Origin of the sequence: Pseudophaeobacter sp. (assembly GCF_039971195.1) — a bacterium.
Lineage (GTDB): Bacteria > Pseudomonadota > Alphaproteobacteria > Rhodobacterales > Rhodobacteraceae > Pseudophaeobacter.
This window is the reverse complement of record NZ_JBDWPJ010000092.1, coordinates 1-17,242: the sequence shown is the minus strand read 5'-3', so window position 1 is coordinate 17,242 and position 17,242 is coordinate 1. Positions and strand designations below refer to the sequence as shown.

Here is a 17,242-nt window from a genome sequence, read left to right as displayed (position 1 = left end):
CCCAAACGAGGTATTTTCCTCGACATCTGGGTGGAGCACCGAGATTTGTTTATGTGTTTGTCATCCCGGCAAAGCGTAGCAGCATCATCCCCTTCCATAGCCCAACCCTTAAGATGCTACTAAGTAGCCTGATTTGGTTTTGTTATTTCACGCGCCCTGGGACCATCAACAAGGTAGGGTGCCACGCCCTGAATTATCTACCAACTAGTAGGTTGTTTTTCTTACCGTACCTCCTACATTCCTTTTGTGACCCCCGTTAGACGCCCTCTGCCTCTGTCCCGCAGCGACATATCCCACCTGGAGTATTGCCGCAAAAACACGGGCCAAGGGGCACTTTTAAAGCAGGAGATAAGTTAATGGAAATTAACGCTGATTTCACCAAGCGCATAGTGGTTCATTCCGCTGACATGCCCTGGGTGGCCTCCCCCATGGCAGGGGTTGAACGCCGTATGCTGGACCGCATTGGGGGGGAGGTCGCCCGCGCCACCACCATTGTCAGATATGCGCCTGGCAGTCATTTCTCGGCACATACCCATACCGGGGGCGAAGAGTTCGTGGTTCTTGATGGGGTGTTTCAAGATGAACATGGCGACTATCCAAAGGGCACCTATGTCCGAAACCCACCCACCACCAGCCACACGCCCGGATCAGAGATCGGCTGCACGATCCTGGTGAAGCTTTGGCAATTTGACATGCAGGACCGCAGCCAATTCCGCAAAGACATGGTGCAGGAGTTAAGCGCCAATCCGCAGGGCAGCTTTTCGGTTGAGTTGCACAGGGACGACCGTGAAGTGGTGAGCTTTCACCAGCTCCCACCGGAAGCGCCACTTGATGTTTCGGCCCCCGGTGGCATCGAGCTGCTGGTGCTGAGCGGTGGCCTGACCGAAGGCGACGATCAGTTAAAGGAAGGGTCCTGGCTACGCCTTCCTGAAGGGCAGAGGCTGACAGGCTCAACAGGACCAGAAGGTGCCGGCTTTTGGATGAAAACCGGCCACCTGCCCTATGCCAAAGCGCCAACAGGATGATGAAAACGGGTATCGCCATCATCGGTGGAGGGCTCTCCGGCCTGGCGCTGGCCCGCCATCTTGACCGGGCTGGGCAAGACTACCAGCTTTTTGAAGCCCGTGACCGTCTAGGGGGCCGCGCCCACTCGCTCGAATACGGGAACGCGGGCTTTGATCTCGGGCCCTCCTGGTTCTGGCCGGGACAAGAACGGATGACAAAACTGGTGCAAGAGCTTGATCTCGAAAGGTTTGATCAATACGCCAGCGGCGCCCTTTCCTATGAGACGGACACCGGAGAGGTTGTGCGAAATGCGGGTTATGCTTCGATGCAGGGCTCCTGGCGGCTCAAAGAAGGCATGCAGGGGCTGATCAAACGCCTCGCCGCCCAATTGCCTGCCGCGCGGTTGCATCTTGGCCAGGCGTTGCTCGAGGTGGCACAGGACGGGGGGCTCAGGTTCAGCAGCGGCCAGCAGTGGCAAGCACAGAAGGTCATCCTGGCGCTGCCGCCCCGGCTGGCGGCGGAGCTCTGCTTTTCCCCGCCCCTGCCCCCTGATCAGCTTGATGCACTGCGGGCTATCCCCACTTGGATGGGAGGGCAGGCAAAATTCCTAGCTCTCTACGACGCCCCTTTTTGGCGCAAAACCGGCCTGTCTGGAGATGCCATGAGCCAAGCAGGGCCACTTGCAGAAATCCACGATGCATCAGCACCCGATGTTGAGATCAATCCAGAAGCCACGGCGGCGCTGTTTGGTTTTGTCGGCCTGCCTGTCAAAGCACGGCAGGGCAAGGATAGCGCCATCGAAGAGACAGCCTTGGCGCAGTTGGTCCGGATCTTTGGACCCGAAGCGGCCCAACCAGTCCGCACCGCCTATCTGGACTGGGCGCAAGAGGAGCACAGCTCTGCACCTCTTGATCAACAGCCGCCGCGCCAGCACCCCACCTATGGTCTCCCACCATCGCTACGTGGGATCTGGGACGGGCGGCTGGCACTTTGTGTGAGCGAAACAGCCCCCGAAATGGGCGGCTATCTGGAAGGCGCCCTGGCAGCGGCCGAGGACATGGCCAGAGAGATAGCCAAACAGTTTTACAAGGATCAAGGCTGATGGCAAAGGCAGACACCAAGACCCGATTGATGGATGCGGCAGAACAATTGGTGCGCCATCGCGGGGCCGATGGTTTTAGCTATGCGGATCTCAGCACCTCAATTGGCATCCAAAAAGCCAGCATTCACTATCACTTCCCTGCCAAATCTGACCTGCTGCAGGCCATCATGGAGCAATACTCAAGGCAGGTAATCGAGATCCTGGAAGGCTTTTGCGACACCCTGCCCAGCCCCGCCGAACAACTGCGTGCCTTTGTGGATTTCTATCGTCTTGCCCTGCAAGAAGGGGACTGCCTCTGCCTCTGCGTTGCGCTGACAATTGGCAAGGAAAGCCTATCAGAGGGCACTCAAAAGGCGGTTCTGAATTTTCGTGCCGCAGTCCAGAAGTGGTTGGAAAACCGCTTCGCCCAGCTCCTGTCACCTCCGTCGGCCACTTGGGGAAGCCCAAGCGAAGAAGCCGCGGCAACGCTGGCGCTGGTCGAAGGAGCGCAGGTCTCTGCCCGGATCGCTACAGATCCCCGCCACTTTGATCATGCCACCCGCGCCTTTTGCAATCGGCTCCCTTAGGCACCATGCCAATAAGCCCATTCCCCCAGCATGGGCGGATGGAATGCCGCTGCGGCACATGGGGGAATTCATCTACCCAAGGTCTCAATTGCGCTTAAGATCCAGTGACAGGAAGCTTTGCCACATAGGCAAGCATAACGCTGTCAAGACGCCTCCGACTGGGGTGGCCTCTGGTCAGCTGCTAAGATCACAAAGGACCTTTGATGGATCTCGAACAGGCAATGCAAGAGCGCCGCTCTATCCGTGGATTTACCGACAAACCCGTATCGCAGGAGCTGTTACAGGACATTATCGCCCTGGCCAATCGCGCCCCTTCCTCAATGAATACCCAGCCCTGGCACCTGCATGTTTTGACAGGCGAGCCGCTGGACCAGGTGCGCAAGGGTAATACCGAACGGATGCTCGACGGCACGCCCCCCAACCGCGACATCGAAGACTACGCCGCTTACGCGGGCGAGCACCGCGCCCGTCAGATCGAAATCGCCGTACAACTGTTCGAAGCCATGGGCATCGAGCGAAACGACAAGGAACGCCGCCAGGACTGGGTGATGCGCGGCTTTCGCCAGTTTGATGCGCCAGTCTCCATCGTGGTTTGCTTTGATCGCTCGCTCCTGGACAATACCATCGCCCATTTTGACACCGGCGCGATGACCTATGGTCTGGTGCTCGCTGCCTGGAGCAAGGGGCTTGGCGCGGTGATCAACGGCCAGGGCATCATGCAAACCCCTGTGGTGCGCGAGGTTGCCAAGATCCCTGAAGATCAAATCATCCTGACCTGCGTCGCCCTGGGCTGGCCAGATGAAGAGTTCGTCGCAAACACCGTAGTTTCGCGCCGTCGCCCTATTGAGAACACCACCCGCTTTTTAGGATTTGCGGAATAAACCGCGGCCTCCCCCAGAAAGGTCGGGCGCTAAGTCCGATGCATTGACCGTCAACAACACGACAGGTTTAGGGAGGCACGCCCCCCCCCTAACTGCTCCCCCCTATTGCTGCCAAGCTATGGCAAAGAGCGTTTTGAACTGCCCGCGCTGTAGAACGAAGCGGTTTGCCCTCTCTGTGCGCCCCTCAGAGCACACACCTAAAAGTAGATCCGCATCCACTTCGGAAGTTGTTCTTTTTGAGAACACATCCTGTGAACGGATACTAAAATCCGCTCCAAGACCTTTTAAACTTGGCCAAGTGCGCGTTGCCCAAAGCCCCTTTCGCTGACGCGGGGAAACCTTGCAGACACCTGCAAGGAGGTAAAAATCTATATTTATTTACCACTTAGAAACCAATCAACCTGTAGTCGTTTCAGCAAATTTCTGACGATCAAAAAATGCGAGACCCGATGATACTCAAAAAACTCACGACAGCGCTACTTTTTTTGCGGCGGCTACAACTCTTGGGGCAACACAACCCACAAATGCATCCAGCCTCAACCCCGGATGTAACTATGTAAATGGCACAACCATTTCCGGCGCTATTCACAGTCAGTTTATTGCAGGTGAAGCCATTACCATCACGAGCTCTGCCACTACTGAAATCACCGTAAAAAAGTAATGTGCTGATTAAAACCCTTACGGGGGCAAACAATCGCTATGTCTTCCGCTCAAGTGGAGGACATACTATTTCTCTTAGCGCACCCCTTGGTACGACTTTCGCCTGGACCTGTGCCTTTTTTGGTATTGATACCCAGGCCCCAGTCATTTCCCCGGTGGCGAACCAGGCAATCTCGACCGATCCTGACCAAAATTCGGCCAGTTTGGATGTGACCAAACTGGGCTCGGTCAGCGATAATATGGATACCGATCTCGAGATCACCTATCGCGTCGGTAGCACCGTTCTCACTGGCTACTATGACTTTCCAGTGGGGGTCACAACCGTCACCATGGACGCACAGGATTCTACCGGAAATGCCGCCACGCAGGTGAGCTTTACCGTCACCGTCACCGATAAAAACCCGCCAGCAGCACCGACTGTTTCCAGCGTGACATTCAACCCCGACCGCACCCTGACCGTGACCGGCACTGCTGAACCAGGCGCCACGGTTCATGTAGAGTTCCCGGACAAATCTGTGGCGACCACGATTGCCGCTGGCAGCGACGCAAAATTCCACTCTGGCGCGCCCCTTGCCTTTGGCGCCGCACCAACCACTGCGGGCAGCTTCTCAGTGGTGTCTACGGCTGCCCAGCCCGCAAGCAATGTGACAGTTACTGCGGTAGACGGGGTCGGCAATGTGTCAGGGGCCAGCGTATCTGCCGTCACGGCCCCGATGGAAGACACACAGAAGATCATTGCCAACTTTATGTATAGCCGCGCCAATCAGTTGATGGGCAATCAGCCGGACCTGACCGGGCTTCTCAGCGGCGCCACATCTGGCGCGGGCACGGGCAGTCTGGACCTCACCGTCACCCGCGGCCAGGGGCATTTCAATCTGACCTCAGTCGAGGGAAAAAACCTCTGGTTCCGCCTCAAAGGCGCCCGGTCAGAAGAGGGCAGCGCCAAAACCTCTGCCGCCTTTGGTGCCCTGGGCGGCCATCTGCATCTGCGCGAGACCCTGTTGCTGGGGGCGATGCTACAGGTTGACCACCTGTCACAAGAGGACGGCGCCGCGCGGCTCTCGGGCACCGGCTGGATGCTTGGCCCCTATCTGGTGGCTAAACGGCCCAATGATCCGCTGTTTTTCTCCGGCAGCCTGCTCTATGGGGAATCCTCCAACCGGGTCGCGCCATTGGGCACCTATGAGGATGAATTTGACAGCGCCCGCCTGCTGGCACAGGTCAAGGTCTCGGGCCAGATTGAGGCAGGCGCAACCCTGTTCAGCCCCTATCTGGATGCCGCCTATCTGAAGGAGGATCAGGAAGCCTATACCGACAGTCTGAACACGGCGATTGGGGCGCAGAGCATTGATCTGATGCAGGTTTCACTGGGGCTTAACCTGGCGCATCAGGTCAAAAGCGTCAGGGGCGATCTGGAGCTGCGCGGCGGTGTCTCGGGCATTTGGTCCTCCACTGGCGGTACCACAACCGCCCAGACTGTGTTGCCCGGCTATGCCGGCTGGCGCGGCAAGCTCGATCTTGGCCTGACCTATGTGCTTCCCCGCCACGGCAGCCTCACTTTGAATGCCTATCTGGACGGGCTTGGCGCGTCAGATTTCCAGAGCTACGGGCTGAGTGCCAGCTACCCCCTCGCGTTCTGACCGGACAGCCCAACAAAACCCACTGCGGCCCTGCACAGAACACCGGGCCGCAGCAGCGCAGATTTGCCCCATAGGGGCTGACCTGCTCAAAAAGGCATCTAGGCACACACCAGGCTAGGACTGCCCAGCGCCAGCCGACAGCGTGCTCAACGCTTCCGCATGCAGCGCAGCGCTGGCAGCCGCGATGACTTTCCCCTCAGATTTCAATGTTAGTGGCTGCCCCTCCCAATCGGTGATGACACCGCCTGCGCCCTCAATGATTGGGACAAGAGCCATGTAGTCATAGGGCTGCAGGCTCATCTCGAACAGCAGATCGACGTGGCCTGAAGCCAGTAAGCCATAGCCATAGCAATCACCGCCAAAACGCCGCAACGCCGTCTGATTTGACAGCGCGTCAAACTGCGCCAAACCCGCTGCATCAAAGCTGTCTGGGCTGGTCGTATACAGGATTGCTTCGCCAAGCTGGGTCTTTCCGCTGGTCTGGCAGGGGGAGCCGTTCAGCAGGGTCGGCTTGCCACGCTGACCGACCCAGCGCTCGGCAGTGGGCGGGATAGAAATTACCCCCAGTTCAGGCCTGCCTTCAGCGAGACAGGCAATCAGCGTGCCAAAAGTTGGCATGCCCGAAAGGAAGCTCTTGGTGCCGTCGATCGGATCAATGACCCAGAGATTGGCGGCCTCCAGACGTGTGGCTTCCTGTTCCTCGCCAAGAATGCCATGCGCGGGGAAGGCCTCCATGATTTGGCGCCGCATCTCTTTTTCGATGGCACGGTCTGCCTGGGTGACCGGAGAATCATCCGCCTTCGCCTCTATTTCCAGCGGCTTTCGGAAATAGCGCATGGCCATGACATCAGTCGCATCCGCCAGTCTGTCTGCAAATTGTACCTGCAGGTCCGTTTCAGGAGAGGTCGTGAACATCTGCATAAAAATTCCTCAAAATGCGGGTTCTGGCGGACTGGAAACATCCGCGTTGAAAATTAACCGTAGACAAATGCCACAAAAACGCAAGACTACACAAATAACCCCAGACTCAAAAAACAGAGCGGGGCAATCAGAACGGGTCTATGCAAGGGCCCGCAGCCTTCCGGATACAGGTCCGGGCCAACAAAAAATGGACCAACAAGGAGATCACTATGAAAACCTGGATGCAGACCACCGCTCTTTCGCTGGCAGCGCTCGGCTTTGCCGCGCCCAGCTTTGCCGATGACCTGACCGTTTACACCGCCCTGGAAGAAGAAGAGATCGCAGCCTATGTCGCGGCAGCGCAGGCGGCGATGCCGGACACCAAGATCAATGTCCTGCGCCTCTCCACTGGCAAACTGGGGGCGCGGCTGTTGGCCGAGGCCGGCAACCCGCAGGCGGATGTGATTTGGGGCTGGGCGGTCAGCGCCATGATGGACCCGCAGATCCTTGACATGCTGGAGGCCTACGAGGCCGCCGGTGTTGACGTGCTGCCAGAGACGTTCCGGGGTAAGGGCGGCAAATGGTTCGCACCCATTGGCTACATGGGCGCCTTTTGTGTGAACACCGCCCGGCTCGAAGAAAAGGGCCTGCCGATGCCGACCAGCTGGGCGGACCTTGAGGATCCAGCCTTCAAAGGCGAGGTGGTGATGCCTGATCCGAACTCTTCGGGCACTGGCTACCTGCATGTCAACGCTGTCCTGCAGGGCATGGGCGCCGAGGCAGGCTGGGCCAAGCTCGCAGCAGTTGATCCCAATATGGCACAGTATACCTCTTCTGGATCAAAGCCTTGCAAGGCCGCCCGCGTGGGGGAATACACCGTTGGGATCTCACTGGCCTTTACTGCGATGCAGTCGATCGAAGAAGGCTACCCACTGGCCATGGTCTTCCCCGAAGGGGGCGTTGGCTACGAGCTGGAAGCCTCAGGCCTGATGGCAAGTTCGGACAACAAAGAGGCAGCCCAGGCCTTCCTGGATTGGACTATGTCAGATGAGGCCATCGGGCTGTATCAGACCTATAAGGCTCTGATTACCGTGCCCGGTGTTGACGCCTCCAAAGCGGCAGAGGCCGCAGGTCTACCCGCTGATATCTCGACCATCTTGGCCGACGTGGACTTTGTTGAAGCTTCGACCCAGCAAAGCGCCGTCAAAGCCGAGTGGAAAGAAAAGTTCGGCCGCTGAGCCACAGAGTGGGGCGGCTTTGGGTCGCCCCGGTCCTATTCGGGCGAGGTCACTGACTGCCCGCATGCAAAGGAAAGCCCCCCGATGTATTTGACCGTCCGTGACGCCACCAAAACCTACGGCACCTTTACCGCGCTCGACAGCGTCTCTATCGAGATCGAAAAGGGCGAATTTGTCTGCCTTCTTGGCCCATCGGGATGCGGCAAGACCACCCTGTTGCGGTTGATTGCCGGGCTGACCGAGCTGGATGGCGGAGAAATCACCTTGGAAGGGGCGCCGCTGTCTGAACTGCCAGCCCGCAAACGCGGCTTTGGCATTGTGTTTCAGTCCTATTCCCTGTTTCCAAACATGAGCGTGGCCGAAAACATCGGCTATGGGCTCAAAATTCGAGATGTTCCCGCGCCTGAGATCACGGCGCGGGTGAACGAGCTATTGCAACTGGTGAAGCTGCCACAGATGGCGGATAAACTACCGGGACAGTTGTCTGGTGGCCAGCAACAGCGGATCGCTCTGGCGCGGGCGATTGCTGTAGATCCAAGGGTGTTGCTGCTGGATGAGCCGCTGTCGGCCTTGGATGCCAAGGTGCGGGCAACACTGCGCGACGAGATCCGGCAGGTGCAGCGCGCGCTGGAGATCCCAACGCTCATGGTGACCCATGATCAGGAAGAAGCCCTTGCATTGGCCGACAAGATCATCTGCATGAACCATGGCATTGTCGTCCAGGCTGGCACACCTGAGGACCTGTACCACCGTCCTGCCACCCGTTTCGTCGCGGAGTTCATGGGCAGCAGCAATCTGCTCTCTGCCGAGGATATCGCGCGGCATTTCCCGGATCTGCTGGCAACTCACCCCACCGACGAAAAGACTTATCTCGCTTGCATTCGCCCCGAACAAATCGGTCTGACCCCCGCCAAAGAGGGCAGCGCAACAGTGCGCAGCATCAGCTTTCTGGGGAATCTGCAACGGCTGGAAGTCGACAGTGCCGCCGGGCCTTTGCTGGTGGAAACCCATGGTAGGGTCTCCTGTCGCATGGGCGAAAGCGTTGATCTGCGCATTGCTCTGGATGCCTGCACCTGGGTCCTTGATGACGCGGGTCAGCCCGAGAGATCTGCGGCATGAGCAGCGCCAGCCACACCTCCCGCCCTCCAATGCGCGGCCCCCGATTGCACCGCTCACTTGACGCGGACCGGCTCTTGACCCTGGCCTGCATTGGCCTGCCGCTGATCGGGCTGATCCTGTTCTTTGCCTACCCAATGGTGATCGTCTTTCTGCGTTCCATCACCGTCGGGGACAGCTATGGGATCGACAACTATACCGAGGTTCTGGGCTCTGCCGGATTTTGGCGGGCGACACGGCATTCGCTTGCAATGGGCGGTGCGACAACAGCGCTAAGTGTCTTTCTAGGGTTCATCATTGCCCAGGGCCTGTATCGCTGCGCCTTTCGAGGCAAATGGATCATCCGAAGTATCATTGTGCTGCCGCTTCTTGCCCCCTCTCTGGTGCAGGCTTTGGGGCTCATCTTTCTGCTGGGGCGCAATGGTGTCATCAGCCGGGCGCTAGGTGTAGAAATCGAGATCTACGGCTTCTGGGGATTGCTGATTGCCAATACGCTTTATGCGCTGCCCCAGGCGGTGATGATCATTGGTGCGGCCCTGGTTCTGCTGGATGCGCGTACCTATGAAGCGGCGGAGGTCATGGGCGCCTCCCCCTGGCGTCAGTTCCGCGACCTGACCCTGCCAGCCGCGCGTTTCGGCATCCTGAATGCCGCCTTTGTCTGCTTTACCATTACCATCACTGATTTTGGCAATGCCGCCGTGATCGGCGGTGATTATTCCGTTTTGGCAACCGAGATCTACAGCCAGGTTGTTGGCCAGCGGAACTTTAACATGGGGGCCGTGGTTGGCATCATGCTGCTGCTGCCCACGGTGATTTCCTACAGTATTGAACGGCAAGCGATGAAACGGCAGCAGGCTGGTCAGACCACTGGACAGGTCGCCTATCAACCCAGCTTTACGCCGCTACGCGACCTGTGCATGGCAGCCGTCTCGGCCCTGATCTGTGCAAGCATTGTCGCGGTGATCGGGATCGTGGTCTATGCCAGCTTTGTGAAGCTCTGGCCCTACAACATGTCTTTTTCGCTCAAACACTACAACATCACCCTTGCTGGCGGATATTCTTCCCTTTGGATGACAATTGTTGTCTCCTTGGCCGCAGCGGCTGGTGGGACCATTGCTGTGTTCCTGCTGGGGCTTGGCCTGCGCCGCCTGCCGCAGGCCCTGGCCCAGCCAATCCAGATTCTCGCCGCGATGCCAGCCGCCGTACCGGGAATGGTATTGGGGCTCGCCTATATCCTGACCTTCAACTCCACCGCGACGCCGCTTTACCTGCTCTACGGCACCGCCGCGCTGATCGCTATCGTCAACTTCTACCACTATCACACCCAGGGCTTTCTAACCGTGATGACAGGGTTTCGGCAATTGCCACCTGCGCTGGAGGAAGCCGCAGGGAGCCTCGGTGCCGGGCTTGGCCGTACCGCGCGGGATATTGTTGCGCCCTTTATTGCGCCAATGCTGGTCTCGGTGTTTTTCTTCCTCTTCATGCGCTCCATGGTGACGCTTTCGGCTGTGGTGTTCCTGACTACCCCGAACCTGAGTGTCGCCGCCGTGACAATCATGCGGCTGGATGATGCCGGGCTGACCTCGCAGGCGGCGGCCTTCTCCACTTGCGTGATGGCGGTGGTCTGTGTAGCGGTCCTGTCGATGAAGGCAATCTTGGCGCTGATGGGGCGCCGAAACCAGCGCAAAGGGGCGGTCTGATGTGGGCAAAAGAGCGTCACCAGCGGATATTGTCAATGCTCACCGCCAACCGGCAGGTCAGCGCCAATGATCTAGCCGGCATGCTCGGGGTGTCGCGCGAAACCGTGCGCCGTGATCTGCTCGACCTCGAGGAGATTGGCAAGGTCGCGCGGGTCCATGGTGGTGCGATCCTGCCCGAGGCCCGCTCAGAAGATCCCTTTCATCAGCGTATGACGACCCAGATCCGGGCAAAATCCGAAATGGCAAAAAAAGCCGTCGGCCTGATCCTGCCTGGCCAGACGATCATGGTAGATGCCGGGTCTACAACTGCTGTCTTTGCCCGCGAACTGGTGAAGGTCCCGGGCGTCTCGGTCATCACCAATTCCCTGGATGTGGCAACCACCCTGCAGGCCGGCGGAATGGAGGTGATCCTGTTAGGCGGCCGGATTGCTGCGGATGTGCCTGCCACGGTGGGTGAGCTCACCCTTTCTGAAATCCGCCGCTTTGAGGTCGATCTTTGCTTTTCCGCACCGGTTGCGCTGCACCCGGAAAAAGGGTCCTTCTTTTATGATCTGCAAGAGGCCGAAGTCTCCATCGCAATGGCCGCTCAGGCCCAGCGCACCGTGGTTTTGGCCGACCACACCAAACTGGGCACCACCAACCGTGTCCGCGCCTGGGACGTTGCAGAAATCACCACACTGATCACCAACCGCGCCGCCCCCAAAGCCCTGCTCGACCAGTTCAAAAACGCCAAGGTCGAAACAGTTTAACCAACCGCCTTTGCCCGACAACTAGCCCTCCGCCTTGCTCAGTGCTGCGTATCGCCTTTTCGGATTTGGTACCTTCACTTCATCCCACCAGCCTGGGACCTCTGAAGCAGCTGCGCGCAAGAGCGACCTTTGCAAGGTTGGGTTCGCAGATCACCACGAAAGGCGAGACGAGCCTGTTTTCCGGACCTTGAGAGTTTCATGAGCTACGTATTCTGCTCCTTAGCATCAGACATACCCAGGCCGTCCTGAATGGATCGTCACTAGAAATATGTCGCTTCACTGACACCGTGCTTACGGCTTACCTCTTTCGCGCCAAGCCCCGCCTGATGCTCTTTCAAAACCCCAATGATCTGTTTGGCCTCGCGTCACTGTCGGATTCCTCAGGTAGCCAACAGGCTGGTCCAATACGAAGGACGTTTCAGGGGAGCAGACCATCCTCTAAAGGTTCAGGTCGTGAGAGCTGAAATCGGATTATTTTGCTGCAACCACACCGAAAACCGCCAAGAACAGATCGCGGATTTCGCAAAGCTATGTGTAAGTCCAGAAGCCGGCCTTTCGGCTTCCAAACAACGCATGCTTAGGTGCAAAATTCATGTCTATTCTTTTCCACAGGCCTGTTTAGATATTCAGTTTCTATAGTCAACGCGTCGTTCTTAAACGTCACAAGGCTGCGCAATGATTTGAATATGCTTGGGATTTCAACCTCAGCATAACTTTTATCGAAAGATACGACGGCTTTGCGCCTAAATTAGCTTTCCGTCGGCAGACTGGCTCACCATCAAATATGTGGAGTCTGATGATGGCTTTCAACAAGTCTATCTTGGCTGCAACGATCTTAGCAGCGCTACCTATGTTAACGAGTGCAGAAGAAGGCGTGACCAGCAGTTCTATCGCTTTTGCACAGGTAGCTGCCCTTGAGGGGGCGGCTGCGGCACTGGGCCAGGGCATGCGCCTTGGCATGCAGGCTGCCTTTGAAGAAGCCAATGCTGCTGGCGGTGTTCATGGCCGTACCATTACCCTGGACAGCATGAATAACAACTACGAGCCCGATCGTTCGATTGCGCTTGTGAAGTCGGTTGTTGAAGGCAACAATCACCTGGGCCTGATCGGGGCAGTTGGAACACCAACCGCCTCTGCAACTCAGCCAATCGCTACCGAAGCGAATATGCCTTTTGTCGGTCCCTTGACTGGCGCTGGTTTCCTGCGGGATGCAAGCCTTGGCAACATCTTCAATGTGCGTGCAACCTATTTTGCTGAAACCTAGGCTTGGATTGAATATCCTGTTGACCAACAAGGAATGAAATCCATTGCCTTGCTGTATCAGGACGATGGCTTTGGTCGTGTTGGCCTGGCGGGCGTTACCGCCGCGCTGGAACGCCGTGGCATGACGTTGGTAGCCGAGGGCACCTATACACGTAACACCACTGCTGTGAAAAAGGTGCTTCTCACCATCAAAAAGGCCAAACCGGATGCGGTGGTTATGGTTGGCGCCTACAAGCCGGTTGCTGAGTTCATCAAATTGTCCCGCCGCCTTAAGTTCAACCCAACCTTTGTGAATATCTCTTTTGTTGGCTCCGATGCACTGGCGCAAGAGCTCGGTGGCGCTGGTGAAAATGTGATCAACAGCCAGGTTGTTCCTTTCCCATGGGATGCAGATGTACCGGCCCTTGCACAGCATCAAGCGGCCCTGAAAGCCGTCGCCCCTGATGCCAACCCCGGCTTTGTTACGCTTGAGGGCTACCTGACAGGACGCCTGGCACTGGCCGCCTTGGAAGCTGCGGGTGCCGATCTCACACGGCAATCCTATCTGGACGCTCTTGCAGGGCTGCAAACGCTCGATTTTGGCGGCTTCACCATGACCTTTGCTCCTGACGACAACCAGGGCATGGACAGTGTCTTTTTGACCAGAATCACCAAAGACGGCGGTTTTGAGCAAGTGACTTCCGGCGAAGAGTCCTGATCCAAGGTCTGCCGCTTGACGCTGAGGCGTCTTAAAGAAAAATCTGCCCGGTGGCCGGGCAGATACCACTGGGCACTGCGACACCAATTGGGATCGCCAGAATAGGTACGAACATGACGAAGCAGCCAAAAAATACAGCCAAACGTCGCCGCCATCCCCTGTCCAGTATCAGGGCAAAGATTATCCTAATTCTTCTGTCGATGGCTGCAACCTCAGAAGCCTGTGGCTTTGCAGTTTTCTTTGCTTTTGAACGCATTGCCGGAGACATGGACAGTCTCGCCCAGGACAAGTTGCCCCAAATGGAACTAAGTAGCCAGCTCATGGGAGCTGCCAGCAATACCAAAGATGCGATGGTCGCAGTGATGCTCGCCGAAGCCCCTGACGCATTGGATGCGGCAGCAGGGAACGTGGACGAAGCTGTTGCACAGTTGAAATCTGCAGTTGACCAGCTCCCCGAGGCGTTAAGCTCTGAATTTGCTGAAGATGTTGTCGCCGTTGAAACCGCCCTGGCAGCTTCAATTTCGGCCCGTTCAATCGCTTTTAAAAACTCAGCATGGGTTGTGACCCAAACCAGCCAACTCCAAGAAATCACCAGTACTTTGCAAGGAATTTTGGTGCAGATCGCCGATGATGCCTATTACAATCTGACGACTGGTGGCGAAGACACTATGTCTTCAATCGAGGCCACCTTGGTAGACCTAGTGGAAACAAAATTTGCAACCTTGCAAACCCTTCTGGAAGCCCGGGCCGAGGTCAACCTTTTGTCCGGTGTCGCGCTCGCCATTGGCAGTGCCCAGGACAGCGGTCTGTTTTCCATCTTGACCGATTTGGCAAAGGCCTCCGATGTTCGGCTGTCTGATGCTCTGGACAGTCTGGAAACCAATGCAGCTGATTTGATCGAAGTGGCCGAGCTGCGTGGCGCCAAATCCATGCTTCAAAAGGCGATTTCGCAGGGTGATTCGTAAGCCGCTACAGTCCGGCAACAGGTTCTTTCTGCCCGCCAGTCCAGCGATGCGATCCTGGCGTCAGCTGTCGACGATATGGTCTTTGAACTTACCCTCGCAGTCGACGACGTCAGCACCGGAAACCGCGATGCGATCCAAAGCCTGCTCGACAATGAAGTTGGGTTTTTGAACATGCTTCTGGAAATCAACACTTGGATCAGCAGCTTTCAGGTTGCGGCTTTGGATGTGGTGACATCCCCAGGTGTCGACGAAGCGCGTCTGGCTGCAAAATCTCTGAGACGTGCCGCAGAAGCGCTCGAGAGCTATTGGGATTTCATTGATGGAATCCTGTCGGAGTCCTTGACCGCAATGACTGCACTGGCGGATCAAGATCGGGGGCTTGCAGCCTTTCGGATCGCCTCTATCGCAGCCGATGCCACAGCAACAGTTGAAGCAACCTCCACTGCAAATGCCGTTTTGCAGATTGCAGGACGCGCCTCACTGCTCGGGTCTGACAGTCAGGGCAAAATTGAAGTTATGGCCGGAGAGATTTCCTCCGAAGTTGGAACCGCAAAAGCAAACCTTGAATATCTCTTGATGTTTTCCGGTGGCCTTCTGGTCGCGGCGCTTCTTTTGACACAATGGCTGGTTCAGCGCCCCTTGAATGCCATAAGTCAAACCACGGAACGTTTGGCCGATGGTGATCTGAGCCCCATTGATGGCTTCGACAAGGCCAGTGATGAGATTTACAGAATTGCTCGCGCCTTGACGGTCTTTCGTAATGGCCTGGTAGAAAAGCAAGAACTTTCCAAGACCGCCGAAGCAGAAAGGGCGCCCCACCAGGCCCATCAGGCCGCTGCGGTCACCGCAATTGGTGATGGGCTGTCACATCTGGCAAAAGGCGATTTGACCTACCGGATAAAAGAAGAGCTGACAGATGGCTATGCCCAGCTGAAGGCTGATTTCAACAGCAAGGCCGAAACACTTTGTAGCACTGTTGTCGAAGTGGTCAATGTATCCTCCTCTATCCGTAACGGTGCCTCTGAGATCAGCCAGGCATCGGATGATCTGTCTCGCAGTACAGAAAACTAGGCCGCTACCCTAGAGGAAACTGCAGCTGCTCTGGACGAGCTGACAGCCAGTGTGCGCTCTGCGGCCGAAGGGGCCCGTTCGGCTGAAGCGACAATACAAGAAGCAAGGTCCGAAGCAACAGAAAGCGGTGCTATTGTGGAGAAGGCAGTGGTTGCTATGCAGGATATTGAGACAAGCTCCACGCAGATCGCCCAGATCATCTGCGTCATTGATGATAATGCCTTTCAGACCAATCTGCTGGCCCTGAATGCGGGGGTTGAAACTGCCTGTGCGGGTGACGCCGGTCGTGGGTTTGCAGTTGTTGCCTCAGAAGTCCGTGGCCTTTCACAACGCACTGCAACAGCGGCTCGGGAAATCACCGATTTGATCGGGAATAGCTCTCAACAGGTGAACTCCGGTGTTGAGCTGGTCGGTGGTGCTGGTAAAGCACTGCAATCCATCGTCGACCGGGTCACCAATATTTCTCACCTGGTCTCGGAAATCGCTGACGGCTCTACAGAACAGGCAACTGGTCTGAATGAAACGAATATTGGCATTTCGGAACTGGACGAGGTTACGCAGCAGAACGCAGCCATGGTGGAACAATCCACAGCCGCGAGCCATTTGCTAAGAAGTGATGCTGGAAAGCTTTCAGAGCTGGTGGCACATTTCAATGTATCCACCGATTTGGTTCGCGAAGAGGAAGACGTCCAAGAACGAGAAGTGGCAAGCGACGATGAGGACGTTGCAACACGTTACGGCTAATAAGAACAACGGGTTATTGGCCTCCTGTGCTAGGTTGGCTTCTCTGTTTGATTTAGTTCTAGGGGAACCAGATTTGTGAGGTTCCCCTAGTATCCTTGATGCCCGCTTTTTCAGTTTGACCTGTCTTTCTTCGAAGTTAGGGGCGACAGCATACCGTTTACCGTTGTTCGTGTGCTGGCGTTATGGGTTATTGAACACTTCGAAATACTCAAAAACGGCCCGCCTTGCTTGATCTCGCGCTCGATGTTTACGACCTCTGGTTCTCTTGCGCTTCAGCAGGTGGAAGAAGCTTTTTACCACAGCTTTGTCATGACAATTGCCGTGACGGCTCATCAAGGCCCGCCCAGATGGAAGGCAGCTAGGAAGTCATGCCGCCTTTGGTTCTACCAATTCGGCGCCCCCCCTTTTTGACGCCCAAACTGGACGCAGTGCGATGGTCCTTAAGAGAAGTAACGTCAACCCTCACGGTTTTTTTGCCCTGCTCGGAACCCGTCCTGCCAAGATCTGGGCGAAGCTGCTCTGATCCCTCCTGCGCTTCCAGTGGTTGTACAGGGTCCTGTGCAGTGCGTATTCCTTTGGTGCGTCTGGCCAGCACAACCCATAGCGGTTGATGAAGATAACTCCACTTAGAACGGGCCTGTCGGCACCGCTTGGCTTGCCGTGAGACTTACGGAAAAGAGGCTCAAGACGTGCCACTTGCCCATCGCTCAGCCAAAAAAGATCTGACATGATTAGCGCTTGTTTTCGGCATGGTGAATTCTGAAGCCGACCAAAAATCAATGGGTCCAGAGCCTAGCGTCAGGCTTCATAACCAGAACATGACGACGGCAGCCAATGCGCATGCCGACAGGAAGACCTTGGGGCACCTGTCGTAGCGTGTTGCGACCCGCCGCCAGTCCTTGAGCCGGGCGAAGCTGTTCTCGATCTTGTGGCGCTTGCGGTATC

Annotated in this window: 11 protein-coding genes and 5 pseudogenes; 11 read left to right on the top strand and 5 right to left on the bottom strand. The window is 56.8% G+C overall.

All coding sequences use genetic code 11. The annotated features are described in order from the left end of the window. The first annotated feature begins 356 nt into the window (after positions 1–356). The 5 genes from ABJP42_RS08090 to ABJP42_RS08070 all read left to right on the top strand — a co-directional run bounded on the left by ABJP42_RS08090 (position 357) and on the right by ABJP42_RS08070 (position 5,854). The gene (locus ABJP42_RS08090) at positions 357–1,025 is read left to right on the top strand and encodes a cupin domain-containing protein (protein WP_348339821.1); all 669 of its coding nucleotides are present in this window, start codon (positions 357–359) and stop codon (positions 1,023–1,025) included. Continuing rightward, positions 1,025–2,107, top strand: a complete 1,083-nt coding sequence (locus tag ABJP42_RS08085) for a flavin monoamine oxidase family protein (RefSeq protein ID WP_348339820.1) — start codon at positions 1,025–1,027, stop codon at positions 2,105–2,107. Before ABJP42_RS08090 ends, ABJP42_RS08085 begins: the two co-directional genes overlap by 1 nt. Next, a complete protein-coding gene (locus ABJP42_RS08080) occupies positions 2,107–2,673 on the top strand; it encodes a TetR/AcrR family transcriptional regulator (RefSeq protein WP_348339819.1) in 567 nt (188 codons plus the stop codon). The genes ABJP42_RS08085 and ABJP42_RS08080 overlap by 1 nt, the downstream gene beginning before the upstream one ends. A gap of 203 nt (positions 2,674–2,876) precedes the next feature. Then, positions 2,877–3,554: a nitroreductase gene (locus tag ABJP42_RS08075; protein ID WP_348339818.1), complete on the top strand. Its 678-nt coding sequence runs from the start codon at positions 2,877–2,879 to the stop codon at positions 3,552–3,554. A gap of 662 nt (positions 3,555–4,216) precedes the next feature. Continuing rightward, positions 4,217–5,854, top strand: coding sequence for an HYR domain-containing protein (locus ABJP42_RS08070; protein WP_348339817.1), 1,638 nt, complete (start codon positions 4,217–4,219; stop codon positions 5,852–5,854). A 114-nt stretch (positions 5,855–5,968) separates the two neighbouring features. On the opposite strand, the gene hisN is transcribed toward ABJP42_RS08070, so the two are convergent. Next, on the bottom strand, positions 5,969–6,775 hold the full coding sequence (gene hisN, locus ABJP42_RS08065) for a histidinol-phosphatase (protein WP_348339816.1): 807 nt from the start codon (positions 6,773–6,775) through the stop codon (positions 5,969–5,971). 209 nt (positions 6,776–6,984) lie between these two features. On the opposite strand from hisN, the gene ABJP42_RS08060 reads away from it, so the two are divergent. The 4 genes from ABJP42_RS08060 to ABJP42_RS08045 all read left to right on the top strand — a co-directional run bounded on the left by ABJP42_RS08060 (position 6,985) and on the right by ABJP42_RS08045 (position 11,557). Then, a complete protein-coding gene (locus ABJP42_RS08060; RefSeq protein ID WP_348339815.1) occupies positions 6,985–7,992 on the top strand; it encodes an ABC transporter substrate-binding protein in 1,008 nt (335 codons plus the stop codon). A gap of 84 nt (positions 7,993–8,076) precedes the next feature. After that, positions 8,077–9,111 carry an ABC transporter ATP-binding protein gene (locus tag ABJP42_RS08055; RefSeq protein WP_348339814.1) on the top strand — a complete coding sequence of 345 codons (1,035 nt, stop codon included), beginning with the start codon at positions 8,077–8,079 and terminating at the stop codon, positions 9,109–9,111. Continuing rightward, on the top strand, positions 9,108–10,808 hold the full coding sequence (locus ABJP42_RS08050) for an ABC transporter permease subunit (protein ID WP_348339813.1): 1,701 nt from the start codon (positions 9,108–9,110) through the stop codon (positions 10,806–10,808). Before ABJP42_RS08055 ends, ABJP42_RS08050 begins: the two co-directional genes overlap by 4 nt. Then, on the top strand, positions 10,808–11,557 hold the full coding sequence (locus tag ABJP42_RS08045) for a DeoR/GlpR family DNA-binding transcription regulator (protein WP_348339812.1): 750 nt from the start codon (positions 10,808–10,810) through the stop codon (positions 11,555–11,557). Before ABJP42_RS08050 ends, ABJP42_RS08045 begins: the two co-directional genes overlap by 1 nt. Positions 11,558–11,820: 263 nt before the next feature. Here ABJP42_RS08045 and ABJP42_RS20735 read toward each other — a convergent pair. Then, positions 11,821–11,907 (bottom strand): annotated as a pseudogene (locus ABJP42_RS20735) (hypothetical protein); the annotation flags it as partial. A 434-nt stretch (positions 11,908–12,341) separates the two neighbouring features. Between ABJP42_RS20735 and ABJP42_RS08040 the strand changes: the two are divergent. Next, positions 12,342–13,517 (top strand): annotated as a pseudogene (locus tag ABJP42_RS08040) (ABC transporter substrate-binding protein). A 113-nt stretch (positions 13,518–13,630) separates the two neighbouring features. Further along, positions 13,631–16,297: pseudogene (locus tag ABJP42_RS20730) on the top strand (methyl-accepting chemotaxis protein). Positions 16,298–16,477: 180 nt separating this feature from the next. On the opposite strand, the gene ABJP42_RS08020 reads toward ABJP42_RS20730, so the two are convergent. The 3 genes and pseudogenes from ABJP42_RS08020 to ABJP42_RS08010 form a co-directional block, all read right to left on the bottom strand. Continuing rightward, complete coding sequence (locus ABJP42_RS08020; protein ID WP_490363200.1) at positions 16,478–16,630, bottom strand: IS3 family transposase; 153 nt, start codon at positions 16,628–16,630, stop codon at positions 16,478–16,480. A 28-nt stretch (positions 16,631–16,658) separates the two neighbouring features. Further along, positions 16,659–17,026: pseudogene (locus ABJP42_RS08015) on the bottom strand (transposase); the annotation flags it as partial. A gap of 76 nt (positions 17,027–17,102) precedes the next feature. Then, positions 17,103–17,242, bottom strand: a pseudogene (locus tag ABJP42_RS08010) (IS5/IS1182 family transposase); the annotation flags it as partial.

What these genes read in the sequence shown, in the direction of transcription:
- ABJP42_RS08090 (WP_348339821.1), top strand. Translation starts at nt 357, where the DNA reads ATGGAAATTAACGCTGATTTCACCAAGCGCATAGTGGTTCATTCCGCT.
- ABJP42_RS08085 (WP_348339820.1), top strand. Translation starts at nt 1,025, where the DNA reads ATGAAAACGGGTATCGCCATCATCGGTGGAGGGCTCTCCGGCCTGGCG.
- ABJP42_RS08080 (WP_348339819.1), top strand. Translation starts at nt 2,107, where the DNA reads ATGGCAAAGGCAGACACCAAGACCCGATTGATGGATGCGGCAGAACAA.
- ABJP42_RS08075 (WP_348339818.1), top strand. Translation starts at nt 2,877, where the DNA reads ATGGATCTCGAACAGGCAATGCAAGAGCGCCGCTCTATCCGTGGATTT.
- hisN (WP_348339816.1), bottom strand. Translation starts at nt 6,775, where the DNA reads ATGCAGATGTTCACGACCTCTCCTGAAACGGACCTGCAGGTACAATTT.
- ABJP42_RS08060 (WP_348339815.1), top strand. Translation starts at nt 6,985, where the DNA reads ATGAAAACCTGGATGCAGACCACCGCTCTTTCGCTGGCAGCGCTCGGC.
- ABJP42_RS08055 (WP_348339814.1), top strand. Translation starts at nt 8,077, where the DNA reads ATGTATTTGACCGTCCGTGACGCCACCAAAACCTACGGCACCTTTACC.
- ABJP42_RS08050 (WP_348339813.1), top strand. Translation starts at nt 9,108, where the DNA reads ATGAGCAGCGCCAGCCACACCTCCCGCCCTCCAATGCGCGGCCCCCGA.
- ABJP42_RS08045 (WP_348339812.1), top strand. Translation starts at nt 10,808, where the DNA reads ATGTGGGCAAAAGAGCGTCACCAGCGGATATTGTCAATGCTCACCGCC.
- ABJP42_RS08020 (WP_490363200.1), bottom strand. Translation starts at nt 16,630, where the DNA reads ATGAGCCGTCACGGCAATTGTCATGACAAAGCTGTGGTAAAAAGCTTC.